The 24,829-nt window shown below is 35.6% G+C and carries 24 protein-coding genes; 20 read left to right on the forward strand and 4 right to left on the reverse strand.

All coding sequences use genetic code 11. The features are described 5' to 3' along the window. Positions 1-16: 16 nt before the first annotated feature. Together BAZ10_RS08875 and BAZ10_RS08880 are read right to left on the reverse strand one after the other, a co-directional pair. Positions 17-1,105: an efflux RND transporter periplasmic adaptor subunit gene (locus BAZ10_RS08875; protein ID WP_078771737.1), complete on the reverse strand. Its 1,089-nt coding sequence runs from the start codon at positions 1,103-1,105 to the stop codon at positions 17-19. Between the two features lie 58 nt (positions 1,106-1,163). Next, positions 1,164-1,493, reverse strand: coding sequence for a hypothetical protein (locus BAZ10_RS08880; protein WP_059323361.1), 330 nt, complete (start codon positions 1,491-1,493; stop codon positions 1,164-1,166). A gap of 726 nt (positions 1,494-2,219) precedes the next feature. On the opposite strand from BAZ10_RS08880, the gene BAZ10_RS08885 reads away from it, so the two are divergent. The 8 genes from BAZ10_RS08885 to BAZ10_RS08920 are packed head-to-tail and all read left to right on the forward strand — an operon-like array spanning position 2,220 to position 12,630. Beyond that, positions 2,220-5,366 (forward strand): SusC/RagA family TonB-linked outer membrane protein, encoded by a 3,147-nt coding sequence (locus BAZ10_RS08885; protein ID WP_078771856.1) that lies wholly within the window; start codon positions 2,220-2,222, stop codon positions 5,364-5,366. A 29-nt stretch (positions 5,367-5,395) separates the two neighbouring features. Then, the gene (locus BAZ10_RS08890) at positions 5,396-6,916 is read left to right on the forward strand and encodes a SusD/RagB family nutrient-binding outer membrane lipoprotein (RefSeq protein ID WP_078771738.1); all 1,521 of its coding nucleotides are present in this window, start codon (positions 5,396-5,398) and stop codon (positions 6,914-6,916) included. 10 nt (positions 6,917-6,926) lie between these two features. Further along, a complete protein-coding gene (locus BAZ10_RS08895) occupies positions 6,927-8,249 on the forward strand; it encodes a GntP family permease (RefSeq protein ID WP_078771739.1) in 1,323 nt (440 codons plus the stop codon). Positions 8,250-8,257: 8 nt separating this feature from the next. Continuing rightward, on the forward strand, positions 8,258-8,725 hold the full coding sequence (locus tag BAZ10_RS08900) for a RidA family protein (RefSeq protein WP_078771857.1): 468 nt from the start codon (positions 8,258-8,260) through the stop codon (positions 8,723-8,725). Between the two features lie 10 nt (positions 8,726-8,735). Beyond that, positions 8,736-9,767 (forward strand): sugar kinase, encoded by a 1,032-nt coding sequence (locus tag BAZ10_RS08905; protein ID WP_078771740.1) that lies wholly within the window; start codon positions 8,736-8,738, stop codon positions 9,765-9,767. A 6-nt stretch (positions 9,768-9,773) separates the two neighbouring features. Next, entirely contained in the window at positions 9,774-10,454 is a 681-nt protein-coding gene (locus BAZ10_RS08910; RefSeq protein ID WP_078771741.1) for a beta/alpha barrel domain-containing protein, read from the forward strand. After that, complete coding sequence (locus BAZ10_RS08915; protein WP_078771742.1) at positions 10,423-11,541, forward strand: D-TA family PLP-dependent enzyme; 1,119 nt, start codon at positions 10,423-10,425, stop codon at positions 11,539-11,541. Before BAZ10_RS08910 ends, BAZ10_RS08915 begins: the two co-directional genes overlap by 32 nt. An 18-nt stretch (positions 11,542-11,559) precedes the next feature. Beyond that, complete coding sequence (locus BAZ10_RS08920) at positions 11,560-12,630, forward strand: dipeptidase (RefSeq protein ID WP_078771743.1); 1,071 nt, start codon at positions 11,560-11,562, stop codon at positions 12,628-12,630. On the opposite strand, the gene BAZ10_RS08925 is transcribed toward BAZ10_RS08920, so the two are convergent. Then, positions 12,627-13,403 carry a DeoR/GlpR family DNA-binding transcription regulator gene (locus BAZ10_RS08925; protein WP_078771744.1) on the reverse strand — a complete coding sequence of 259 codons (777 nt, stop codon included), beginning with the start codon at positions 13,401-13,403 and terminating at the stop codon, positions 12,627-12,629. The two genes, BAZ10_RS08920 and BAZ10_RS08925, sit on opposite strands and share 4 nt — an antisense overlap. A 189-nt stretch (positions 13,404-13,592) precedes the next feature. On the opposite strand from BAZ10_RS08925, the gene BAZ10_RS19355 reads away from it, so the two are divergent. The 9 genes from BAZ10_RS19355 (at position 13,593) to BAZ10_RS08960 (ending at position 21,907) form a co-directional block, all read left to right on the forward strand. Next, positions 13,593-13,718, forward strand: a complete 126-nt coding sequence (locus BAZ10_RS19355; protein WP_255025533.1) for a hypothetical protein — start codon at positions 13,593-13,595, stop codon at positions 13,716-13,718. Positions 13,719-13,887: 169 nt separating this feature from the next. Then, positions 13,888-16,089 carry a peptidase domain-containing ABC transporter gene (locus BAZ10_RS08930; protein ID WP_078771745.1) on the forward strand — a complete coding sequence of 734 codons (2,202 nt, stop codon included), beginning with the start codon at positions 13,888-13,890 and terminating at the stop codon, positions 16,087-16,089. A gap of 76 nt (positions 16,090-16,165) precedes the next feature. Further along, complete coding sequence (locus BAZ10_RS08935; protein ID WP_108721193.1) at positions 16,166-16,369, forward strand: hypothetical protein; 204 nt, start codon at positions 16,166-16,168, stop codon at positions 16,367-16,369. A 34-nt stretch (positions 16,370-16,403) separates the two neighbouring features. After that, positions 16,404-16,580 (forward strand): hypothetical protein, encoded by a 177-nt coding sequence (locus BAZ10_RS19060; RefSeq protein WP_165689640.1) that lies wholly within the window; start codon positions 16,404-16,406, stop codon positions 16,578-16,580. 61 nt (positions 16,581-16,641) lie between these two features. Next, complete coding sequence (locus tag BAZ10_RS19065; RefSeq protein ID WP_165689639.1) at positions 16,642-16,818, forward strand: hypothetical protein; 177 nt, start codon at positions 16,642-16,644, stop codon at positions 16,816-16,818. Positions 16,819-16,846: 28 nt separating this feature from the next. Then, positions 16,847-17,029 carry a hypothetical protein gene (locus BAZ10_RS08945; protein WP_078771747.1) on the forward strand — a complete coding sequence of 61 codons (183 nt, stop codon included), beginning with the start codon at positions 16,847-16,849 and terminating at the stop codon, positions 17,027-17,029. 93 nt (positions 17,030-17,122) lie between these two features. Beyond that, complete coding sequence (locus BAZ10_RS08950) at positions 17,123-18,427, forward strand: HlyD family secretion protein (RefSeq protein ID WP_078771748.1); 1,305 nt, start codon at positions 17,123-17,125, stop codon at positions 18,425-18,427. Positions 18,428-18,490: 63 nt separating this feature from the next. After that, positions 18,491-20,005, forward strand: coding sequence for a vitamin K epoxide reductase family protein (locus BAZ10_RS08955; protein WP_078771749.1), 1,515 nt, complete (start codon positions 18,491-18,493; stop codon positions 20,003-20,005). A 369-nt stretch (positions 20,006-20,374) separates the two neighbouring features. Further along, complete coding sequence (locus BAZ10_RS08960; protein ID WP_078771750.1) at positions 20,375-21,907, forward strand: M20/M25/M40 family metallo-hydrolase; 1,533 nt, start codon at positions 20,375-20,377, stop codon at positions 21,905-21,907. Between the two features lie 176 nt (positions 21,908-22,083). Here the strand turns inward: BAZ10_RS08960 and BAZ10_RS08965 are convergent, their stop codons facing one another. Beyond that, entirely contained in the window at positions 22,084-22,278 is a 195-nt protein-coding gene (locus BAZ10_RS08965) for a bacteriocin-like protein (protein ID WP_078771751.1), read from the reverse strand. A 131-nt stretch (positions 22,279-22,409) separates the two neighbouring features. Here BAZ10_RS08965 and BAZ10_RS08970 point away from each other — a divergent pair, with 131 nt between their 5' ends. The 3 genes from BAZ10_RS08970 to BAZ10_RS08980 all read left to right on the forward strand — a co-directional run bounded on the left by BAZ10_RS08970 (position 22,410) and on the right by BAZ10_RS08980 (position 24,794). Continuing rightward, on the forward strand, positions 22,410-22,613 hold the full coding sequence (locus BAZ10_RS08970) for a hypothetical protein (RefSeq protein ID WP_059323345.1): 204 nt from the start codon (positions 22,410-22,412) through the stop codon (positions 22,611-22,613). Between the two features lie 37 nt (positions 22,614-22,650). Then, positions 22,651-23,217, forward strand: coding sequence for a helix-turn-helix domain-containing protein (locus tag BAZ10_RS08975; RefSeq protein ID WP_078771752.1), 567 nt, complete (start codon positions 22,651-22,653; stop codon positions 23,215-23,217). 86 nt (positions 23,218-23,303) lie between these two features. Then, on the forward strand, positions 23,304-24,794 hold the full coding sequence (locus BAZ10_RS08980; protein WP_078771753.1) for a serine hydrolase: 1,491 nt from the start codon (positions 23,304-23,306) through the stop codon (positions 24,792-24,794). Positions 24,795-24,829 lie beyond the last annotated feature (35 nt).

Below are 24,829 nucleotides of genomic sequence, written 5' to 3' on the forward strand. Positions count from 1 at the left end.
AGATTATGAAAGGATGTTAATAAGTCTTTTTTATACTGATAGATTCACCATCTCTTAAAGACTGTGTGCCTTCATAAACGATAATATCACCGGATTTTAGTCCGCTGTCCACAATATAAGAATCTCTGAGAGTAGATCCGATACTTATATGTCTCATCTTGACTTTCTTCTGAGAGTCAACTACAAAAACATAGGTTTTGTCCTGAATAGAAAATGTAGATTTCTGCGGAATAAGTATAGCATCCGGTTGGTCTTCCGAAATAATAAGTTTTCCGGAAGTACCATGTTTGATCAGGTGGTCAGGATTCGGAAAAGATACTTTGTATCTGATAGATCCTGTGGCCTTGTCAATTTCACCCTCTGCAGTTCTTAATGTTCCGTTGTATTGGTATTTAATTCCGTTAGGAAGCATTAATTCAATTTTTTGGTGAGCACCAATTTTGTCATTGGCCAACATCTCAAAATACTTGTTTTCAGGAATAGAAAAATAAGCATAGATCTCATTCAGCTGAGATAATGTTGTAAGAAGAGACCCGTTTTCTACCAAGCTTCCTTCTTTATAAGGTATAACATCTATAACACCATCAAAAGGTGCAACAATATTGGTGAAACTTATTTTTTGTAAAACGGTTTTGCGTTCAGCATCTGCGTATGCGCGTTTTGCTTTTGCGGAAGACAGCTTGGCTTTTACCATTTCCAGTTCATTTCCGGCAACAAACTTTTTGTCGTAAAGACTCTGGATTTGTTTAACCTCTACTTCGGCAATACGGACATCTGCTTCTGCCTGCTTCAGGCTGGCATTAGATTTTAAAAGCTCCATTTGTAATTCAGCATCGTTAATCTTGAAAAGTCGCTGACCTTGTTTTACAAACTGGCCCTCATTAACAGAAATATATTGCATAATTCCTGCAATTCTGGAATGAATTTCTACATTCTTTTTTGCTTGGATATCGGTTACAAATTGGTTGCTTACTAAGGTGTCTTTTTTGATAATTTTTAATACCGGTACATTTTTTACTTCCTTGTTACCCTTGTCTTTGGCTTTACTACATGAAGCAATAAGTAATACTGTAACAATACAGATTATTACATGTTTTAAATACATTGTTAAATATTTTAGTTGAAAAGTGAATTTTATAAATTTGATTATAAGTCACTTATCGCTAATATAACTGGAGTAAATGTAGAAAGGATTTAACTGAGCATTTGATGTGGATCGGAAGATCCGTAACATAAACCTTTTTGCCGACTTTGGAAGGAGTTAAAAGGCTGTAAAAATAAGAATCATCGTAGAATACTTTTTTCAGAACATGAATTGTTCTGCCTGATACCAGTATACTATTATCCGTATCCTCACCAACATCAATGGTGTGAACAACAATACTGTCGTATGTCTGCAAAATATTCTTAGTAGTGGAATTGGTCCAGTCGTTACTAAAAATACTTGCAAGAGACAGAAAAAATAATAAGATGTATGAATTTATATTTTTCATTTAAATTCACTCTGTCGTATAACTATTAGCTTCAGCTACAAAAATAGGGAGTTTATTTTAAATATCAGAATAAGTAAAATAAAGGCATATCGGATTTACTTTCGATTATCTTGTTTTTAGAGCATTCAGACGGGGTTTTATAGAGTTATAATTATTTTATTGAAATAAATCATGTCCATATCTGACTGTTGTTCAGATTTCATATTTTGTGTTCTCAGTTGTGCAAAAAAAATGCAATAAGTGTATTTTTTTATTTTAAAAGTGAAAATAATTCATAATTTATTCATTTGTAATTAAAATTAGATTTTAATTCTTAATAATGTATGGCGTCTATGCTGTTGTCTAAATTTTATCTCAAAATATTAAAGTGCATATTTATAATAATATTTGAATATATTTTATCAAATACATTTTTATTTTTTGTTTCTGTTATTTTTAATATTTATATTAATTGATTGTTTTGTTATTTAATTAATATATGTTTCGATGGTATTTGGCTAAATAAATAGTTGTTTTTAAAAAAAATGTGAGTTGAAACTTCAAAATTATAACATTATAATCCTTAAATCTTTTATATAATCTGAATCGTAATACCTTTTGTATGTGTTTAATATTGGCTATTATTCAGTATTTTGCAAAAAAAATGCAATTAATTGCAAAAAAAATGCTTTGTATGTAAAAAATTTATATACATTTGAGTTTATATTAAAAAACGAAAAAATAGCTATGAAGAAAATATTGTTTTTAACATTTATTGGAGGTATGGCATATATGATGAAGGGAAATGAACCGGTGACTAAAAAATATGCTACAGTACAGGGTGCTTTTCAGACGGAAGTAACCGGAAGAGTTGTTAATCAGGAAGACGGATCTCCTATATCCGGAGCAACTGTTTATGCAAAAAGTAATCCTGATCAGAAAACTACTACAGATGAAAAAGGGTATTTCAGATTAAATCTTCCGGAAGGGGAAACTTTTGTTGTGGTAAATTTTGCAGGCTATACTACTGCAGAACATAAACTAGATGGCACAGAAGATTTGCTTATTAAACTGAAATCATCAGAAAATGTAATAGAGCAGGTTGTAATTACTGCATTGGGGGTGAAAAAGATTGGTAAATCTGTTACTTATGCTATTACCGAGCTTAAAGGGGATCAGTTTGATAAAGCTAAAGAAACAAATGTGGCAAATGCACTAACGGGCAAAATTGCAGGTGTGAATGTAAGTAGTACTGCAACCGGTCCAAATGGTTCGAGCAGAGTAGTGATAAGAGGAAACGGATCTTTGAACGGGAACAACCAGCCAATGTATGTGATAAATGATCTGCCGATTGATAATACTCAACTCAATCTTCCTGTTATTGGTAACGGAGCAAACCTTACCAGAATAAATGTAGATAGGGGAGATGGTACTACGGTGATCAATCCTGATGATATCCAGAGTATAACCGTTCTGAAAGGAGGTACTGCTGCTGCGCTATATGGAGCTAATGCTGCAAACGGTGTAATCCTTATTAATACTAAAAGAGGTACTGCACAAAAAGGAATCGGAATAGATTATAATACCTCTTTCACTTTAGAAAATGTTGCTATTGTACCAGACTGGCAATATGAATACGGAGCAGGAGATAAAGGGAAAAAACCTCTTACCCAGTCGGAAGCTGTTAGTACAGGGCGCTGGTCCTGGGGTGCTAAAATGGACGGAAGTGATGTAATACAGTTTGACGGTGTAAAAAGGCCGTACAGTCCGCAAAAGAATAATATCCGGAATTTCTACAGAACAGGAAATACATTTACCAATTCGGTTGCTTTATCTGGTGGAACCGAAAAGGCGGCGGGACGGTTATCGCTTTCAAATATGGATAATAAAAATATTATTCCGAATGCAGATTTTAACAGAAAGACAATTAATATAGCTGGAAATGTCAATTTGACGAACTGGCTGAAATTTGATGTTGTTGCACAATACAATATTGAAAAATCCAACAACAGGCCAACTGTATCGGATGCGGAAGCTAATCCTAACTGGGGCGCTTATATGATTGCTAATACAGTAGATATACGAAATCTGGCTCCGGGATATGATGCAAACGGAATGGAGGTAGCCTGGAATCCTGTTCCGATTGCTACTAATCCACAATATGTTATTAGTAAAATAAAAAATAATGATACCAAGAATCGCTTTATAGGGATGGTGAATATGAAGCTGAACTTTACACCTGATCTGTTTTTGGTAGGACGAGTGGGGCAGGATTATACCAATTATAACTTTACAGGATATATTCCTAAAACAACACTTAATAATCCTATTGGGTATCTACAGAGTTCGAAGATGGCACTATCCACAATCAATTCGGAGGCGATTTTAAATTATAATAAAAAGAATATTTACAAAGATATTTCGGTAAATGCTTTACTGGGTGTGAATTCCCGTACAACTATGAGGGATGAAACCCGGATAGAAGGTTCCGGATTTATTCTTGATAATGTTTATTCTTTAACCAATTTGTCTACTGTAAGCTATACATATCCGTACGGTAAGACAAAAACAAATTCGGTATATGGTGCTGTAGACTTAGATTATAAAAATGTTTTTTTCCTGAACTTTACAGGACGCCAGGATTGGTTTTCAACGCTCTCGCCTCAAAATAATTCTGTTTTCTATCCTTCAATTGGAACCAGTTTGATTTTGTCAGATATTTTTAAAATGCCAAAATGGATTTCTTATGCCAAATTCAGAAGTTCATGGGCGCAGGTAGGCGGGGCAACACCAGATCCTTATGCTCTGCAGCCTTCTTTTATCTTGTCACAAGGTGGTCACAATGGACAGCAACTTCAGGGATATACGAACTACAGGGTGCCTAATGCTACTTTAAGTCCGCTTACATCTACCACTTTCGAGATAGGGACTGATTTGGGATTTTTCAGGAACAGACTGAATGTTGATTTTGCATGGTATGACCGTTCTACGACCAATGATATTGTAGAAACAACGATTTCCAACTCATCGGGAGCAACCACTTCATTGCTCAATATTGGTAAAATGAGAAACAGAGGGATAGAATTACTGATTAATGGTAAGGCTTATAAATCCAAAAATTTCTCATGGGATATTACTTTAAACACTTCTTACAACAAAAATACTGTAGAGGCACTTACAGATCAGCTTAATTCTATTTCTATGGCTACTTCGGTAAATGGTTATGCGATTGTCACCAGTGATGTAGGCAGGCCTTATAGTATTATAAAAGGTTACAGACCTCTTACAGATGCCAGCGGAAATATTGTCTATAATGTAAGTGGTGGCTCTGCAACGATGGCAAGAGGATCTCTGGAAGAACTAGGTTTGGGAGTTCATCCGTGGGGAATAGGGCTTAGTAATGACTTTAAATACAAATCGTTTACACTTAACTTTTTAATAGATGCAAAATTCGGAGGAAGCCTTTTCTCTGGTACAGATTTATACGGAACCAGAATGGGGCTTACAAAGCTTACATTGGAGGGACGTGAAAACGGATTGCCTATAAAAGGAGTGGATGTAAACGGAAAACCTGTTGATATGGTTATTGCTCCGGAGAACTTGCGTAACTATTACGACGGAATGAGAAATATTACTTCCATGTTTGTCTATGATGCCAGCTTTATAAAGCTAAGACAGCTTGTTATTGGATATAAGCTGCCTGCTATAAAAAGATTGCCAGCTATAAGAGAGATATCCGTTTCACTTGTTGCCAGAAATCTGTTCATTCTTTACAAGAAGACACCAAATGTTGATCCCGAATCTGTATTTAGTGCAGGAAATGCACAAGGTATAGAGCAATTCGGAGTACCAAGAACCAGAAGCTTTGGATTGAGTTTAAATGTCAAATTGTAAGAAATCTTATCACATCTAAATTACATAATATGAATAAAATAATATTATATACACTGTTTGTACTGTTGTCTGTTTCTTCTTGTACAAGAGGTTTTGAAGATATTAATACCAATCCTAATTCTGTAGATACACCCAATCCGGATTTTGTATTCAGCAAATCCCAATTGGACGGACTGAACAACAATTACTTTTATACCTCCATCCTCCAGTGTGGACAAATGATGCAGCATTATGCTTCCTATAAAGAAGCGTCTGGCGTTGGGGATAAATATCTGGATAATGAGGTATACTATTCCGCTTATTTTTCGCAGGCTTATCCAAATGCTATAAATCAGGTAACGTTGGTAATAGACAAATTAAAAGATAGTCCTAAGGATAGTAACAAGCTGAATACTGCCAGAATCTGGAAAGTGTATTTGTATCATCGTATTACCGATTTGTATGGAGATATTCCCTATACGGAAGCTGCAAAAGCTTATACAGATAAAATTTTCTTACCAAAATATGACAGTCAGGAATTGGTATATAAAGACATGCTGAAAGAGCTGGACGAAGCAGCATCTGCACTTGATGCAGCAAAAATTGGATTTGGTAAAGCTGATTTAATCTATAACGGTGATATTGTTAAATGGAAAAAATTTGCTTATTCACTAATGCTTCGTTTAGGATTGAGGTTGACTAAAGTGGATGTTAATCTTTCAAAAGATTGGGTAACCAAAGCCATTAATGGAGGTGTTATTCTGAATAGTGCTGATAATGCTATAATGAAATATACAGATGGGCCTAATGATTTCAACCGTAATCCGTCTGCATTTGATCCTATAAGATGGGATTTTTCCAGAGGATCAAATGGAAGAACAAACAATGAAGGGGGTAAGCTAAGTAAAACTTTTATAGATCTGTTGAAATCTACTTCTGATCCTAGAATAAGTGTGTATTCTGGAGTATGGGAAGGATCTGTACAGAATACAACGCCAGCGGCGCAAAAAGGTTTTCCTAACGGAACTAATATAGCGCCCAGTCCTGCAGAACAGGCAACTTATTCCGAACCTAATCAAAGTACAGTTCTCCGGATGGATGCTCCGTTGCTGATATTGGGTAATGTTGAAACTCAGTTATATCTTGCAGAGGCCTCTTTACGAGGATGGTATGGGGAGTCGGTTAAAACACTTTATGAAAAAGCAATAAAGGCTTCTTTTCTTAATATGGGAATATATGGTGCTTCTTATGCAATTAGCGATGCAACACCTTATCTTACAGCTAATCCGTTTAAAGATTCAGGAACATTTGATGAGAAAATGAACCAGATACATACACAATTGTGGATTGGATTATTTGTAGATGAACAGGAAATTTATGCAAACTGGAGAAGAACAGGATATCCACAATTGACACCTGTAAACTTCCCGGGTAATGTGACCAATGCTACAATACCAAGGCGTATAAAATATCCTACGAGCGAGTATTCCGTTAATTCTGCTAACCTGGCAAAAGCGCTGGAACGACAGGGTAGAGATGTTTTTACAACGAGAACATGGTGGGATAAATAATATACGAATAATGAATATTCTGATTCTTTCATTATGTATTGTTGTATTGGTACTGCAGATCGTAAGATTTAAGATTAATCCCTTTATTGCATTTATTACAACATCTTTGTTGGCAGGGCTTACATTAGGAGTTCCTGTTGATAAGCTGGCTGGGACTATCCAGAAAGGTTTTGGTGATATGCTGGGGTCTATTACACTGATTATTATTTTCGGTACGTGTATAGGAAAGCTTACCGTTTCCTCAGGTGCAGCATCTGTAATTGCAGATACTGTTATGAAGTGGACAGGTGAAAAGTATGTGCGTTTGGGACTTATGATTACCGGATTTATTGTCGGAATACCTTTATTTTATAGTGTTGGCTTTATATTGCTGGTGCCTCTTATTTTTTCAGTAGCATATCAGTTTAAGCTGCCTAAGGTTTATATCGCGATTCCAATGCTGGCATCTTTATCTGTCGCACATGGATTTCTGCCGCCTCATCCTTCGCCAATGGCATTGAATAGTATGTTGCATGCGGATGTAGGTCTGGTACTTATCTACGGAATTATTATAGCTATACCGACTCTTTTTATCGCAGGTTTATTATTCTCCAATACACTAAAGAACATTAAAACTACTGAGACCAGCGCATTTAATTCTACAATGAGTGCATCTGCTCCTCATGCTGAAAAACCGGGTTTCTGGATAAGTATCACTTCTTCATTATTTCCTGTTTTTGGACTTAGTATTACAACGCTTTTACCTCTGATATGGAAGAATGAATATGTAAGTCTGGTGTGTAAAACTATTGGAGAACCCAGCATTATCATGTTGTTATCATTGGTAATATGTACCTATACCTTAGGTATCAGGATGGGAAAAGATATGAAAACCATTATGAGTGAGTTTACAGAGGCTATTAAAGATGTTATTTTGATTATACTTATTATCGGAGGAGCGGGCAGCCTGAAAGAAATAATGATGGTAAGCGGCGTTAGTCAGACAATTGTGGATAACCTGAGTCAGATCAATATTCATCCTTATCTGCTTGCATGGTTAATGGCTGCATTGATAAGAATCTGTGTAGGATCTGCTACGGCAGCGGGCTTGATGACGGCGGGTGTTTTGTTGCCGTTGTTGCAACTGGATGCTTTGGACGCGAATCTTTTAGTACTCGCTATAGGAGCTGGTAGTCTGATGTGTTCCCATGTAAATGATCCCGGATTTTGGTTATTCAAAGAATATTTCGGTACCAGTATGAAAGATACGGTGAGATCATGGACCGTAATGGAGTCACTGGTCTCTGTGCTCGGAATTGTTTTTATTTTTATACTTAACACTATTATACATTAAAAAATATGATGAATTTGTTACCGCAGGAAAAGTTTGAAACACTCGGATTGTCTTTGCCTCCGGCTCCTGCACCGCTTGGCATATATAAACCTTTTTTAGTAGATGGTAAATATCTGTACTTGTCAGGGCACGGCCCGGTAAGGGATGATAAATCCCTTATTATTGGGAGAATAGGCGAGGATATGGATATAGAACAAGGCAAGCTTGCAGCAAGACAAGTAGGCTTAACCATGTTATCCACTATTGTTACTAATTTTAATAGTCTGAATGCTGTGAAGAAAGTCGTTAAAGTATTTGGTATGGTCAACTGTAGTGCAGACTTCCTAAGACATCCTTATGTTATTAACGGATGTAGTGATCTTTTTGCAAAAGTATGGGGGAAAGAGAATGGTATAGGGGTAAGAAGTGCAGTAGGAATGGGATCATTGCCGGATAATATCCCTGTGGAGGTAGAAGCTGTTTTCGAATTGTATTAAAAACTTTTGAATGAAAGATAATACCTCTTCCATAAAAGTAACAACGTTTGGTGAATTGCTTCTTCGGATGCATGTTTCCGGAGAGAATAGATTTACGCAGACAAAAGAATTGCAGGTTTACACGGGTGGAGCAGAAGCTAATGTCTGTATTTTGCTTTCTCAATTGGGGATTGATACTCATTATGTTACACGATTGCCGGATAACGATCTTGCGCAGCTGGCCATCAACGAGCTTCACAAATACAAAGTAGATACAGCAGATTGTATATATGGTGGTGAAAGAATGGGATTGTATTTTGTGGAATCCGGTAATCAGATAAGAGCATCACAGGTAATCTACGATCGCAGTAATTCTGCATTTTCAACAATAAATGAAGAAGATATTAATTGGGATATTGTACTGTCAGAATCTTCATTGTTTCATTGGTCAGGAATTAGTCCCGGAGTTTCTAATAATGCGGCGTTGATGTGTAAAAAGGCAATATTATCGGCTCATAATAAAGGTATTGATATTTCTTCTGATTTTAATTTCCGCTCCAAATTATGGCAATATGGTAAGCATCCGTCCGAGATTATGCCTGAGTTACTTTACTATAGTACAATAACGATAGCTGATCTGGATTCTTCAGAAATATATTTTGGGCTTGATATTAATAAAAACGATTCCCATTCTGACAGATTTCTGAGAGTGTATGAACTGCTGAAAGAGAAAATGCCATACCTGAAGACACTGGCGATGAGTTTCAGGATTTCGGAGGGAGCTACACAGGTATATTATGGAATGTTATTGCATGAAGATAAGTTGTATGAATCCAAAAAAGCAAGACTGCATATCATTACGGATCAGATAGGTACTGGTGATGCTTTTTGCGCAGGACTGCTTTATGGGCTTACTGGTGATTTTTCCGGACAGGAAACTATTGATATGGCAATAGCCTGTGGGGCTTTAAAACAAAGTATTCCGGGAGATTTCGCGATTATTTCTCCCTCAGAAATAGACCATTTTATTAATCACAATTCCAGTAACAGAATTAACAGATAAAGATTTATGTATGATATTTTAAAAGAACAGGGAGTACTTCCTTTAATTACAAAAATAGGAGTTGAAACTGCCAATATATTGCTCCAATCTGCTGCTGATTCAGAAATTAAAATAATTGAATTTGCAGCCCGGTCCGGAGATTCAAAGGAAGTATTTGCTCAGATGATGCGATTTAAGAATACGCATAATCTTAATGTTAAACTTGCCGTAGGTTCAGTTCTTAATGCAGCAGATGCGGCGGAATATCATAAGATGGGGGCTGATTGTATTGTCTGTCCACATATCGATCCTCAGATTGCAGCCTATTGTAATGATAATAATCTGTATTGGATTCCGGGAGCGGCAACTCTAAATGAAATATTATATGCAAATAAATTGGGAGCGGAGGTTGTTAAGCTTTTTCCGGCTGATGCTATAGGTGGAGCAAACTATGTAAAAGCAATAAAATCTCCATTTCCTGAACTGAAATTAATGCCAACGGGAGGAGTCCGGTTGGAAGAGGATAATTTGAAAGAGTGGTTCTCGTCAGGTGTTGCTTGTGTTGGGATTGGCTCACATTTGTTTTCAGCAGAAACTTTGGCTAATCTGAATTATGAGAAATCACTTGAAGTATTTAAATATTTAAAAGAAACTGTACAAAAAATTAAAGATCAATATGCAGCAAAAATGGTGGGAAATAAATCCTGATACCCTTACAGATACTCCTTTTCTGGCAATATATTCAGATCGTGTCCGGTACAATATAGAAAAGCTTATCGAATCTGTAAATGGTGATCTGACAAAGTTAAGGCCTCATGTAAAAACACATAAGCTTGGAGAGATTCTGGAGTTATTCAAGACTTATGGAATTGATAAAGTAAAATGTGCAACCATTTCGGAAGCGGAGCTGTGTGCTTTGTACAATATTCCGGATGTATTATTGGCATATCAACCGGCTGGTTTATTAAAGCAGAAACGTTGGTTGGAGTTAGTACAGGAATATCCGAAAATTAACTTTTCTGTTATTGTAGATAATTTTGAGATTGTAGATGTTTTGTCCAAACTTGGACAAGATAATGATCAGACTTTTAAGCTTTATATTGATATTAATACCGGTATGAACAGGACGGGTATAGATTTTAGGAGTGATTGGGAAGATCTGGTCCGTAAAATTATAGAAATGCCTAATATTCACCTTTTAGGAATCCATATTTACGATGGGCATTTGCATGGTACAATGGAGGAAAGATTGGATAAAGCTTCAGTAGCATTTTCTGTTATTAGAGACAAATTATATTTCCTTAAACAAGAGCTGAACGTTGATTTGAAGATTGTAGCGGGCGGTTCGGGGACATTTCCTTTTTATGCAGAGCAGGAAGATGTGGAGTGTAGCCCTGGTACTTTTGTATTCTGGGATATAAATTATCAGATTAATTTGCCTGAACAGAAATTTTTACCTGCAGCAGTATTGGTAGGGACTGTTGTGTCTAAACCTACGGGAAATACATTGTGTATTGATATAGGATATAAAGCAGTTGCTTCAGAAAATCCTCTGGACAAGCGCTTGACAATTCTTGATGATACCCATCTTATACCTGTATCACAATCTGAAGAACACATGGTACTTCAGAATAATGGAGACAGGCAGTATCGATTAGGTGAAATAATCTATGCAGTTCCTTATCATATTTGTCCTACCTGTGCTTTATACGAAACTATTCAGGTTGTTAATGTTCAGCAAGATATTATGGATCAGTGGACAGTACTTGCCCGCAAAAGAAAAATAAATATATAAACAAAAATTAAAAACCTTATGTTCATATTCGACGCACATCTGGATCTTAGCATGAATGCTATGGAATGGAACCGGGATCTTAGAAATAATGTAAGCTTGCTACGTCAATTGGAGCAAGGTATGGATGATAAACCAGACAGAGGCAGAGCAACTGTATCTTTTCCTGATCTGCGGAAAGGGAATATAGGTATTGTTGTTGCAACGCAGATAGCAAGATTTGTGAAGCCGGATAGTCTTATTCCGGGATGGAATTCTCCACAGCAGGCATGGGCGCAGACGCAAGCACAGGTCGCTTGGTATAAGTGTATGGAAGAAGAAGGTGAGATGGTTTCCATTACGGACCGGGAATCTTTACAACGGCATATTGCCTTATGGAATGATGGGACACCAAATGATAAAAAACCAATTGGTTATATACTGAGTTTGGAAGGAGCGGATTCTATAGTTGATATTTCTTACCTGGAGAAAGCATATAATTACGGACTTCGGGCTATTGGCCCGGCTCATTATGGTCCGGGACGTTATGCCAATGGAACTGATTCCACAGGGGAAATGAATAAAAAAGGAATAGAATTGTTACATGAAATAGAGCGCCTGAATATGATTTTGGATGTTACTCATTTATGTGATGATGCTTTCTGGCAGGCATTAGATCATTATAATGGACCGGTTTGGGCAAGTCATAATAATTGCAGAAGTCTGGTGAATCATAACAGGCAGTATGATGATGAACAGATTAAAGCGCTTATTGCCAGAGGAGCTGTTATAGGGGGAGCTTTAGATGCCTGGATGTTGGTTCCGGACTGGAAGAGAGGAGTTTCTACACCTTTGGGTATGCAGTGTAATCTGGAAACAGTTTTTAAGCATATGGATCATATTTGCCAGATTGCAGGAAATGCACTTCATATTGGTGTTGGATCTGATCTGGACGGAGCTTTTGGAACCGAACAGTGTCCCTATGATCTGGATACAATAGCCGACCTTCAAAAATTGGTTTCTATTTTCCGGAACCACGGTTATACAGAAGAAGACCTGAAAAATATTTTTCATCAAAACTGGATAAATTTTCTGATGAAGAATTGGGATTAGATAAATGTGAGACTTGGAACTGCATTTTTGTATGATTGCAGTTTCTCGTCACCGGAATCTGCTTCTGTGACAACATAATCTACTTCGGATAGATCTGCAATTTTCATTTTTAATACAGTATTTAGCTTTTCAGATATTGTAAGAATGGCCACTTTTTGTGATGCTTTTATCATCATTTTTTTAACCTGGACGGTATCCCAATCCGAATCTGAAAAACCTCCTTCTATATCTAGTGCATTGGTGCCCAGAATCAATAAATCTGCCTTAATGCTTCCCAATGTGTTATAAACATCTCCGCTAATGCACATCTGGCTGTAAGGAGATATGGCACCGCCTATCATAATTGTTTTAATATTGGGTTTGTCCAGTAATTCGATAGCTGAAATTACTGAAACAGTAAATATTGTAAGATGCAAATCATTCGGAATCAAACGAATGAATTCTCGGACCGTAGTGCCTCCGCCCATTAACAAGACCATGCCGTCGTGTAATAATTCAAGCGTTTTTTGTGCAATAATTTGTTTAGCCTCTCCGGAATAAACCTGTGTGGCTGCAGAAGAGTGGTGGTAAGCCTTTGTCATAGCACCACCTTTTATTTTTATAATTAATGATTCTGCTTCAAGTTCATTAATATCTCTTCTGATGGTATCTTCAGAAACAAAAAGCTGATTAGATAGCGTATCAAAACTTACACGTGTATGCAGATTAATCTCTTTTAAAATATGAGCTTTTCTTTCTTCTTTAGTGTAATTGGCTAAGTGATTATTATCCATGTTTTTTTATTACATACAAATTTAAGTAATTCAGACTTGCTGAAAAACACCGATATAGAATTTTAGTCAATATTATTAATGTATAAGAGTATTATTATATTTCCATTTTTGGTGTTATTTTTTAAAAATACTTGCGCATGTCATCTGAAAAAATCATATTTGTATACCAACCAAATAAAATATTACATTATGAAAAAGTTACAAAAAGATGAGCTTAAAAAGGTTAATGGAGGAATGGCTCCAAAATGCTGCATTGACTGGGATCCTATAAAAAGGAGATGTGAAATGTGGGATGGCGGCTGTCTAAATCCTTAATACAAAACTAAAGGCAGATATTCATATCTGCCTTTAATATTTAATTGCACGCACCAAGAATATCTGAATACATTACTAAAGTCAGGTATAAAATATCCAAAATAAAAAAAATTAGGAGGCAGAGTACAGATTGCTCTTTATTTCTATATTTCGTGAAAAAATATTAGTATTGAAAAAATTTCCATTCTATAAGCAGCCAGATGCCAAGGACTGTGGTCCTACATGTTTGCGGATTGTAAGTAAATATTACGGAAAAAGCATACCATTACAACAGATACGTGGTCTTTCTGAAACCACACGTGAAGGAAGTAGTCTATTAGGACTAAGTGATGCTGCAGAAAATCTCGGATACCGTACACTTGGTGTACAGATTAATTTTGAGGATTTAGCATCCGAAGTTCCGTTGCCTTGTGTTGTCCACTGGAACAAAAACCACTTTGTCGTGGTTTATAAAATTGAAAAAAAGAAAAACGATTATACAGTATATGTTTCTGATCCAAGTTATGGACTGATTACCTATACTCGGGAAGAGTTTATTAAATTCTGGATTGGGGAAAATGCAGATGAAAAAACAGAAGAGGGCATTGCTCTTATTCTGGAAACTACTCCTGCTTTTTATCAGACTGAATGGGATGATACCGAAAGTAAAGCCAGTTTTAAATTTCTTTCAAAATACTTACTGAAATATAAAAATCTGATTTTGCAGCTGGCAGTTGGGCTTTTGGCAGGGAGTTTACTTTCTCTGATATTTCCATTCCTTACGCAGAGTATTGTCGATGTCGGAATTCAGAATCATGATATTAATTTTATTTATCTGGTTTTATTAGCACAGATAATGCTTTTCGTTGGAAGAATGGGAATAGAAGTTATCCGCAGCTGGATCTTACTTCACCTTTCTACCCGGATTAATATTTCTATTATTTCCGATTTCTTTATCAAATTAATGAAACTGCCAATTAGTTTCTTTGATACAAGGATGACCGGAGATATTATGCAAAGGATAAATGACCATCATCGTATTGAACAGTTGTTGACTAACTCTTCTCTCAATACTTTATTTTCATTGGTCAATCTTATTATATTTAGTATTGTACTATTATTTTATGATTACCGTTTATTCCTGATTTATCTTTTAGGAGCAATTCTTTATATAGGATGGATTACTTTTTTCCTGAAAAAAAGGAAAGAGCTAGATTATAAAAGATTTTCACAGATCTCGCAGGAGCAGAGCAAGGTTATAGAGCTCGTTAATGGGATGCAAGAAATTAAAATGCACAATGCTGAGAAACAAAAGCGTTGGGGATGGGAGTTTCTGCAGGTAAAGTTATTCAAGCTTCGTATCAAATCACTTTCATTGGAACAATGGCAATCTGTAGGAGGTAATTTTATCAACCAGATGAAAGATATTCTGGTTAGCTTTTTATCAGCAAAACTGGTATTAGATGGTAATTTGACTCTGGGGATGATGCTTTCCGTGCAGTATATCATCGGACAGTTGAACGGACCATTAATGCAGCTTATTGATTTTATTCGCCAGACTCAGGATGCGAAAATATCATTAGAACGCCTGGGAGAAATTCATGATAAAGAAGATGAAGAGAATGCAGAAGAACAATATGTAAGTGAGATACCTCAGGAGGACATTGAAGTTAGAGATCTTTCTTTCCGTTATGTAGGTTCTGACGCTTATGTTTTTGAACATCTTAACCTGAGTATTCCTTATCAGAAGACAACTGCAATTGTTGGAGCCAGTGGAAGCGGAAAGACAACATTGCTAAAACTGTTGATGAAGTTTTATGAACCACAGGAAGGTGAACTCAGAATAGGTAATACACCACTTAAGAATGTTTCACCTCGTTTTTGGAGGGATCATTGTGGTGTTGTGATGCAGGAAGGTTATGTATTCAATGATACTATAGCCAATAACATTGCAGTCGGAGAAGATTATGTAGATAAGCAAAAACTTCGGAAAGCAGTAGATATTGCTAATATCAAAGAATTTATTGAAGGGCTTCCGCTAAGTTATAATACCAAAATAGGAAACGAGGGCATTGGTGTGAGTGGCGGACAAAAGCAACGTTTGTTTATTGCGCGTGCAGTTTATAAATCTCCGGAATATATCTTTTTTGATGAGGCTACCAGTGCCTTGGATGCTAATAATGAGAAAGTCATTATGGAAAATCTGGAACAGTTTTTTAAAGGAAAAACGGCTATTGTTATTGCTCACAGATTATCAACTGTGAAGCATGCTGATAAGATTATTGTTTTGGATAAAGGTAAAGTGGTAGAAGAGGGTAGCCATTCCGAATTAGTTGCATTGAAGGGTGAATATTACCGATTAGTGAAAAACCAGCTGGAGCTTGGAAATTAAAAAATATTGATAAATATTTTTTCAACATAGTGTGAAAAATCTTATATTTAGATTTACTAATCAATAAATATTTATTATGAAAAAACTTGAAAGAAAAGAATTGAAAAGTTTCTCTGGAAGCGGTTCTAAAGTATGTAATAATCATCTTGTCCCGGGGGATCAGCTTCCGGAAGAAGGAGGTTACTATGATTGTCCTTGTAATACCCAGGTATTTTGCAGAAATATGGGAGCATGTATAACAGTTTCGGCAAATGGAATTCCAGATTTCTGTGAAATCTAAGTCTACTAATTTAACCAAATTAAATATGTTCAATATGAAAAAACTTGAAAGAAAAACACTTAGAAATGTAAAAGGAGGAGCAATTCTACCAGGAGGTCCTGAAGCTTGTGGAGATTGGTGTTTTGGTATATGGCGTCCATGTGAAGCAGAGCATTTAGCTTGTCCAGATGGAGGTAATGATATCTATCCTATTGGCTATCCAGTAAAATAAGAATGCTTTTATAAAAAAGCTAGAAAGAAAAAATCTTAAAATTCACCAAATTAAAAACATTATGAAAAAATTAGTAAGAAATCAATTAAAGGTTGTTACAGGAGGACTTGGATGTAATCCCAGTGCTGGTATTGATTGTCCACGAAATACTGTATGTTGTGCTTTAGAATGGAATAGCCCATCAGGTGTATGTAAAAAATCTCAGGACGACGGTGCTTGCTGGGCACCTAACCCTTAAAATAAAAAACAACCAAATTATTTTTATTATGAAAAAAATTGAAAGAAAAGGACTTAAAGAAATCATTGGTGGTGGGGAGCCTTTACCAGAAGGATGGGGAATCTGTATTGTAAAAGGTGAACATATTCCAACACCTTGCAATGAATACTGTCCGGATAAATTAAGAACTCAGCCTATCTGTATGGCTCCTGTACCGGGAAATCTTTCCTAGTATTCATTAACAGAATATTAATAAAGAATAAGTAAAAGTATTCAATCTAAATAATTATGAATCCTTTTCAAAAAGGATTCATAATTTTATTATATGGAAGTAAAGAGAGATATTTTAGACGAAATAGAATTGCGCTCCGAAGGTGTGCAGGACATCCTGACACGTCCGCCACACTGGATGATCCGCTGGGGAAATACCATTATTTTTATTATTTTGTTACTCATATTATTGATGAGTTACATCATTAAATACCCTGAATTTGTGCCTTCTCAGGTTGTAATTTCTACGCAGAATCCACCAGAGAAATTAGAATCAAGGATTAACAGTAAGATAGAAGCTCTTTTTGTAAAAGACCATCAGGCGGTTACCAAAGGACAACAGTTATTAATTCTACAGTCTACAGCCCGTTATCAGGATGTATTAAAACTTCGGGATATAGTGGATGCTTTAGACAACAGACAGCTAGAGAATTTTCCTTTGGGAGAAACTTCCGGGTTCAAATTAGGGGAAGTTCAGGGAGATTATAATGCTTTTGCTAAAGCCCTGACAGAAGAACAGCTTTATACACGTCTTCAACCATACGCTCCGGATAATATAGCCGCAGAGCAAAGCCTCTCTGAGTCCAGAAACAGGATTCAGGCATTGCAACAACAGAAAAGGCTGGAGCAGGCTAAATATGAGTTGTCTAAAAAAGAATTTGAAAGATCACAGCAATTATATAACCAAGGAGTAATTTCTGCATCCGAATTGGATCAGGAGAGAATTAAGCTCTTGCAGGCTGGTCAAAGTGTGGAAAATGTTAATATGTCAATTTCGCAGCTACAGGAAGGAATTTCCGGAATACAAAAAACCAGAAGTGGAGTTTCTATTAATGCACAAAAAGATAAAGTTAACTTTTCTTCTCAGACGATACAATTGTTTGAGCAGCTGAGGAAATCACTTAACAGCTGGGAACAAAGCTATTTATTTACTTCATCTGCAGACGGAACAGTTAGTTTTCAGCAATATTTAGGAGAGCATCAGTTTGTAAAATCCGGAGAAGTACTTATTACAGTGATGCCTAAGGAAAGAGAAACCCTGATAGGCAGGCTAACAATTCCTTCAACCAACTCCGGAAAAGTAAAGCCGGGACAAAAAGTTTTAATAAAATTAGATAATTATCAGTTCCAGGAGTTCGGAATTGTAGAAGGTCGTGTGCGCAATATGTCCTCAGTACCGGATAAAGATGGTAATTATTATGTTGATGTAAGTCTTCCTAAAGGACTTATAACTTCTTATAACAAAAAACTGTCATTTGATAAAGAACTAAAAGGCAATGCAGAGATTGTAACACAAGATCTCAGACTGATAGAGCGTTTCTTCTATCAATTCAGAAAGTTATTGGGCTACCAAAGCTAAATAATATACAACACCAGAAAAACACCAAAGAAATTATAAATTAAAAATCACAATAATATTGATATGAATTTTGACCAGCTAATACACCAGTTAAAACTCGATAAAGAAGAATTTTATTTTCAGTTTAATTCACATCCCGATTATCCGTCCGCTTTAGCCTTGAGTGATACACTGGATTTTTTCAGAATAGAGAATGATGCTTACGAAATAGAAGAAGATATATGGGGGGAACTACCGGACAAATATATAGCAATAGTAAAACAGAATGAGCAGAGTAAATTTACACTTGTACAACGCACAAAAGATGGTTACGATTTGTTCTCGGATAAAAAGTATCATTATTCTGAAAAAGAATTTTTAGAAAATGTTGGTAACTTTGTATTGATCATGAATGATCAATATCAGGAAAAATCAGATAAAATAGAAAAAAAGAACATATTCTATTTACTTATTGGTTTGTTTCTGTTAATCAGCTTACCATTTAATACATTATGGAGCAGTGCTTTTAATGTTCTAAGTGTTATTGGTATTATGCTGTCTTATGAGCTCTTCTTTCAGGATCTTGGACAGACTTCAGCTATCATTAGTAATATTTGTGGTGGTGGAGTAGGTCAGGGATCCGATAATCGCTCTTCCTGTGATAAAGTGATTGGTTCCGGTACTTTTAGCTTGTTTGGATTAAAACTACAGGATTACAGTTTCATCTATTTCCTGAGCTTATTTTTCATAGGTATATTAATTCCTTTTTCCGGAACTGTTTTATTTGTACTTAGTACAATATCCTTACTTGTGGTTGCCTATTCTTTGTATATGCAATCTGTAGTACTTAAAGCTTTTTGTAAAGTGTGTCTTTTTATAGCTGCAATTCTTATAGGGCAGTTTGTACTAAGTTTTCTGAAATTGAACAGCGGATATCATATCTATCCATTTCTGATTTCGTTGGTACTTATGGGAGGGATTTTTGGACTTATTTATTATTTTAAAAATTTAAATCTGAAATATGATGAACTCAAGAAGAATCATATGAAGAATATAAGGTTCAAAAGAAATTTCCAGTTGTTCAAACGAGAATTGGAAGCAGAGGAACCAATTAATTTTGACAATCCTAAGGAATTATTCTTTGTTGGAAACCCAGGTGGGAAACTTCATATGGCAATAATTTCCAATCCTTACTGTGGATTTTGTAAAGGGGGACACGAAATTATTCAGAAACTATTGGATAAGTCAGAAGATATTTCGGTACAGATAAGATTTAATTATCGGGATTTCCGTGCCGATGAGAATTTTAAAAAACTCTTATCCAAACTATATGAAATTTATTTAAAGGATCAGAAAGAATTTTTAAATGCATTGCATTTCTGGTTTGAAAAAAGAGACCATGATTTATTTTTTAAAACTTATGGTGAAGCAGAAATTAATCAGCCTTTCCTTCATGCACTGGAAATCCAGACACTGGAAAACGATAAACATTCACTGAACTTTACACCAATATTCATTGTTAATAAATATAAGTATCCTGGCGTATATGAGCGCGAAGACATTTATTATTTTATTGATGATTTAATGGAAGAACAATAGTTCTATTTTACATAGTGACATTCATGATTAACAACCAATTAAATAAATATTATTATGAAAAAATTAACAAGAAAACAGGCAAGTAGCATTTCAGGTGGATTGGCATGCAGAAGTGAAGATTATTATTGCCCTGGAAATTCTTATTGCTGCATAAGCAATATGCGTTGTATGATTTCAACTCAAACCTGTAAAGACTAGATCTGTTACGAATATTTAATATTCTCAGATATGAGGGAGCTGTTTAGCTCCCTTTTTTATTGATTTTTTAATGATTATTTCTGCTCTATGACAGGAATAATTATTTATTTTTCTTAAATTGACAAAGATCAATTTTGAATATTCCATAGATATTAACAAAATTAAAATAATATGAAAAAAATTATTTTAGGCATTATAACAGTACTTGTCCTTCTGGTTATAATTGTGCTGGTGAAAACCTATACTTACCCTTTTAAGAAAGTAGATGTAAATGCAAAATCTGCAATAAATATCCCACAGAACGATTCGGCGATATATCGATTTTCAGGAGGATTAAAGATTCCGACTATTTCTACAGGGGAATTAGGTGACTTCGATTATACAAGTTTTGATCTGTTTAAAAAATATTTAAAAGAAAACTATCCTCTTGTCTATGAACACACAGAGTACCAAGAAGTAAATGGTTACGGATTGGTTTTTAAGTTAAAGGGTATTAATTCAGGTTTACAGCCTATTCTGTTTCTTTCCCATATGGATGTAGTTCCACCAGGAGATGCGGATGTTAAAAATAAAGAAGAAAATATTTTCAGACCCCAGGATAAACCTGCACCTTCTCCGAAAGAAGTTGCAGAAGACTGGGATTATGGACCCTTTTCGGGAGCCGTGGCAAACGGACGAATTTATGGAAGAGGAGCATTGGATATGAAGGGAATGCTATTCTCTTTAATGGAATCTTTGACCACGCTTATTAAAGAAAAGCATGTGCCACAAAGGGATATTTATCTTGCCTTTGGTTTTGATGAAGAAGTTGGCGGAAGAAAAGGCGCTGTAAAAATTGCAGAATATTTTAAATCTAAAGGATTGGAGTTTGATGCTGTTTATGATGAAGGCGGAATTATTGTAGAAAAAGGAAGCATATCCGGAATCAATTCTGATGTAGCATTAATAGGATGTGCAGAGAAAGGCTTTCTTTCTGCCAGAATAAAAGTAAAAGGATTGGGAGGACACTCTTCCATGCCACCTATGGAAAGTGCGATTGGTAAAGCCGCTGTTATTATGCAGCGATTGGAAGATAATCAGATGAAACCAATGATTACTCCATTGATACAGGAGTTTTTTGACAATGTTGGAGGAGCAATGCCTTTTACTAACCGTATGGCTATTGCCAATCGTTGGTTACTAAACCCTGTTTTGTTGTCACAACTTACCAAAAATAATTCTACTAATGCATTGGTGCGTACGACTACAGCCCTTACGATGATGAAAGGAAGTGATGGAACTAATGTACTTTCTCCGGAGGTAGAATTTGTAGTGAATTTCAGGTTGCTCCCCGGGAATACAGTTAAAGATGTTAAAAACCATATTGCTAGGGCTACTAAAGGCTTTGATGTGGAAGTAGAAGAGGTAGATAATACAAGAGAAGCATCAGCAGTATCTTCTACAAAAACTAAAGCCTATAAAGTAATAGAATCCGGGATTAAAGAATTGTATCCGGAAGCTTTAGTCTCTCCTTATCTTACAGTTGGTGGTACGGATGCTTATAAATATCAGATTGTTAGTAAGAATATTTATAGGTTTATCCCGTTTAAGATTAATCATGCCGAGCAGCAAAGTATTCACAGTACCAATGAGTATATAAGTATAGAAAATTATATGCGTATGATTCGCTATTTTGAATATGTGATGAAAAATTATGATGAATAATAATTCATTGACTAGTCCTGTATTAGTTTTTCAGGACTAGTCACAACGGATTAGGTGTGATTTAAATGGCTTAAATATAATAAAACAAAAAGGAGATAAAAACTTTATCTCCTTGTAAAAACTATTTTTGTGGATAAGTCTGCTTTTAGGCAAACCTAAAATTTGTATAAGATTTATTAATCGTTTACACATTTAGGCTTACAGTCATCACTTGGATTTACTTCAGGATCACAATAAGCTACACTTTCTTCCATGTGCATATATTTAGGGCATTTTGGGCCGCTGCCTCCACCACCAAGTTCTACGAACCCAGGCTGACCGCCCAAAACAGATTTAAGTTCATTTCTTGTGATTTTTTTTAGATTTTTCATATTTAAATATTTATTTGGTTGAACAGTAAATATACTAATTATTCACATGAATGTGATAAAAAACTAAGAAAATATTAATAGAGATATAAGAGACCTTTACTTTCCGGGAATAATAGTCGTATTTTTGCAAAATGGAACTGGAAGAAACGATTATTGATATTTTAAAAACAAAGAAAACCAAAACGGGCGGAAACTGTGGTACTTATGCTGCTGCAATGTGCTATGACCTGAATATTCCTTACCAGGATGTAAAACCTATTCTGGAAAAACTTGAGGCAGAAGATAAAATCTTTTACCGAATCGGAGTTGCCGGAAAGCTTATTTTCTGGAAGTAACTCTATTCTTTATAAATCCTGTTTAACACCCGATACTATGTCTAAATTAAAAACCACCAGAGAATTGAAGAATCTGACTCAGGAAGAGCTGTCGGAAAAATCAAAGATTTCGGTAAGAACTATTCAGCGTATCGAAGCCGGAACAGAGCCTAAAGGCCACACCCTTCGGGCGCTGGCTCAGGCACTGGATGTACATGAACAGTTACTACAGAATAATGAGATTGTAACTGAAACAAACGATGTGAAGATAATATCAGGAGAAGAGGAAACTGACGTAAATTTTGCATCTATAAAGATTATCAACCTCTCTTCCATACTTTTCATTCTTTTGCCACCTCTCAATATTCTTGTTCCTTTGTTGCTGATGTTTAAGATGAAGCAAAAAAATACGCTGGCCAGGCAGATAATTTCTGTTCAGATTTTATGGACAGTAATGGCACCTGTTATATTTATGCTGGGAATTTTTCTAAAGCTGGGACGTCAGTTTACATTGGTATTAATGATTCTTATTGTGCTGTCCAACCTGTTCATTATTCTGCGTAATGCAGCCGAAATAGACAAAAAGAAAAGACTTTTCTATAAGCTGAATTTCAGTATGATATAAGCTCTGTCAGGGCTTTGTCGGGTTTTTGTCGGGTTTATTTTTAGCAAGGAATTATCCTAAAATATAATCTTTGTAAAAAAATAGCAATGACAAAGTATACCCGTTTTTTTCTCTCCGTTTGTATCCTAATTTTTAGTATTCTTCATGCACAAGAAAATGAGAATAGTGCATTGTATAAAACTATTATAGCTAAAGATAGTCTGCTTTTCTCAGTAGGATTTAATACCTGTAATATTGAACAGACAGAACGATTGTTGAAAGATTCGTTTGAATTTTATCATGACAGAAGTGGTCCTGCGGATAAAAAGAAATTTATGACAGATTTCAAAAATAACCTATGTAGTACGCCGAATACATTTCGAGCAAGGCGAGCTTTGGTTAAAGGAAGTACAACTATTTATCCGCTATATAAAGATGGAAAGTTGTATGGTGCTGTCCAAAATGGAGATCATTTGTTTTATGAAAGCGTAAATAAGGGTGCTGAGAAGCTGGCAGGAGCTGCTAAATTCACCCATCTTTGGATTCTGGAAAACGGAGACTGGAAACTTTCGCGATCATTAAGCTTTGACCATCAGGCTAAACAAAATATCGATCAGAAATTTGGATTCGAAAATGATAAAGAATTGGAAGCATGGTTAAAAGAAAATAAAATTCCTGTATTGGGATTGGGAATTATTGAAAACGCTGCCTTAAAGCAAGTCAAAGTTTTCGGAGAGATAAAGAAAGGAGTTCCGGCGCCTTATAATACTTATTTCAATGTAGCCTCTCTTACCAAACCAGTAACAGCCATGGTAGCTTTACGTCTTGTAAGCCTGGGTAAATGGAAACTGGATGAAGCGCTTGATCAATATTGGACGGATCCGGATATTGTTAAAGATCCGAGACACAAAAAACTAACGACAAGGATTATTTTATCACATCAGACAGGTTTCCCAAACTGGAGATGGCAGAATAAAGATAAAAAGCTGAGCTTTGAGTTCGAACCCGGAACAAAATATCAGTATTCCGGTGAAGGTTTGGAATATCTGAGGAAAGCTCTTGAAAATAAGTTTGGAAAACCTTTACAGGAATTGGCAAAAGAATTTGTTTTTCAACCTTTGGGATTAAAAGATACAGATTACATATGGCATAAAAATACAGTTGAGACCAGATTTGCAATAGGCTATGATAAAGACCTACAACCTTATCCAACTGAAAAACAAATCACTGCTAATGCTGCTGATGATTTAATTACCACAATAGAAGATTACGGAACTTTTTTAGTGAATATTATAAAGGGAGGTAATCTGAAGCCGGAAGTTTATCAGGAAATGATTAAAAAACAGGTGAAAACCGGAAAGGATAAATATTTTGGGCTGGGTTTTGAGATATATGACCTTGGAAATAATGAATTTGCACTGTCACATGGGGGATCCGATAACGGAACACGATGTCTTGTTATTATTTTACCCCAAACCGGACAGGGACTCCTGATATTTACAAACTCGGATGTAGGCTATAAAGTTTATGAAAAATTGATTCCCCAGTACTTAGGGAAACAGGGAGAAAGAATTGTAGATATAGAGATGAAAAAATAGCAATACAAAAAAAATAACCGCACAGATAACTAAAT

This window comes from Elizabethkingia occulta (assembly GCF_002023715.1).
GTDB classification, from domain to species: Bacteria; Bacteroidota; Bacteroidia; order Flavobacteriales; family Weeksellaceae; genus Elizabethkingia; species Elizabethkingia occulta.

Bases quoted from the DNA above. Each gene is read 5' to 3' on its own strand.
- BAZ10_RS08875 (WP_078771737.1), bottom strand. From the start codon at position 1,105: ATGTATTTAAAACATGTAATAATCTGTATTGTTACAGTATTACTTATT.
- BAZ10_RS08880 (WP_059323361.1), bottom strand. From the start codon at position 1,493: ATGAAAAATATAAATTCATACATCTTATTATTTTTTCTGTCTCTTGCA.
- BAZ10_RS08885 (WP_078771856.1), top strand. From the start codon at position 2,220: ATGAAGAAAATATTGTTTTTAACATTTATTGGAGGTATGGCATATATG.
- BAZ10_RS08890 (WP_078771738.1), top strand. From the start codon at position 5,396: ATGAATAAAATAATATTATATACACTGTTTGTACTGTTGTCTGTTTCT.
- BAZ10_RS08895 (WP_078771739.1), top strand. From the start codon at position 6,927: ATGAATATTCTGATTCTTTCATTATGTATTGTTGTATTGGTACTGCAG.
- BAZ10_RS08900 (WP_078771857.1), top strand. From the start codon at position 8,258: ATGAATTTGTTACCGCAGGAAAAGTTTGAAACACTCGGATTGTCTTTG.
- BAZ10_RS08905 (WP_078771740.1), top strand. From the start codon at position 8,736: ATGAAAGATAATACCTCTTCCATAAAAGTAACAACGTTTGGTGAATTG.
- BAZ10_RS08910 (WP_078771741.1), top strand. From the start codon at position 9,774: ATGTATGATATTTTAAAAGAACAGGGAGTACTTCCTTTAATTACAAAA.
- BAZ10_RS08915 (WP_078771742.1), top strand. From the start codon at position 10,423: ATGCAGCAAAAATGGTGGGAAATAAATCCTGATACCCTTACAGATACT.
- BAZ10_RS08920 (WP_078771743.1), top strand. From the start codon at position 11,560: ATGTTCATATTCGACGCACATCTGGATCTTAGCATGAATGCTATGGAA.
- BAZ10_RS08925 (WP_078771744.1), bottom strand. From the start codon at position 13,403: ATGGATAATAATCACTTAGCCAATTACACTAAAGAAGAAAGAAAAGCT.
- BAZ10_RS19355 (WP_255025533.1), top strand. From the start codon at position 13,593: ATGAAAAAGTTACAAAAAGATGAGCTTAAAAAGGTTAATGGAGGAATG.
- BAZ10_RS08935 (WP_108721193.1), top strand. From the start codon at position 16,166: ATGAAAAAACTTGAAAGAAAAGAATTGAAAAGTTTCTCTGGAAGCGGT.
- BAZ10_RS19060 (WP_165689640.1), top strand. From the start codon at position 16,404: ATGAAAAAACTTGAAAGAAAAACACTTAGAAATGTAAAAGGAGGAGCA.
- BAZ10_RS19065 (WP_165689639.1), top strand. From the start codon at position 16,642: ATGAAAAAATTAGTAAGAAATCAATTAAAGGTTGTTACAGGAGGACTT.
- BAZ10_RS08945 (WP_078771747.1), top strand. From the start codon at position 16,847: ATGAAAAAAATTGAAAGAAAAGGACTTAAAGAAATCATTGGTGGTGGG.
- BAZ10_RS08950 (WP_078771748.1), top strand. From the start codon at position 17,123: ATGGAAGTAAAGAGAGATATTTTAGACGAAATAGAATTGCGCTCCGAA.
- BAZ10_RS08955 (WP_078771749.1), top strand. From the start codon at position 18,491: ATGAATTTTGACCAGCTAATACACCAGTTAAAACTCGATAAAGAAGAA.
- BAZ10_RS08960 (WP_078771750.1), top strand. From the start codon at position 20,375: ATGAAAAAAATTATTTTAGGCATTATAACAGTACTTGTCCTTCTGGTT.
- BAZ10_RS08965 (WP_078771751.1), bottom strand. From the start codon at position 22,278: ATGAAAAATCTAAAAAAAATCACAAGAAATGAACTTAAATCTGTTTTG.
- BAZ10_RS08970 (WP_059323345.1), top strand. From the start codon at position 22,410: ATGGAACTGGAAGAAACGATTATTGATATTTTAAAAACAAAGAAAACC.
- BAZ10_RS08975 (WP_078771752.1), top strand. From the start codon at position 22,651: ATGTCTAAATTAAAAACCACCAGAGAATTGAAGAATCTGACTCAGGAA.
- BAZ10_RS08980 (WP_078771753.1), top strand. From the start codon at position 23,304: ATGACAAAGTATACCCGTTTTTTTCTCTCCGTTTGTATCCTAATTTTT.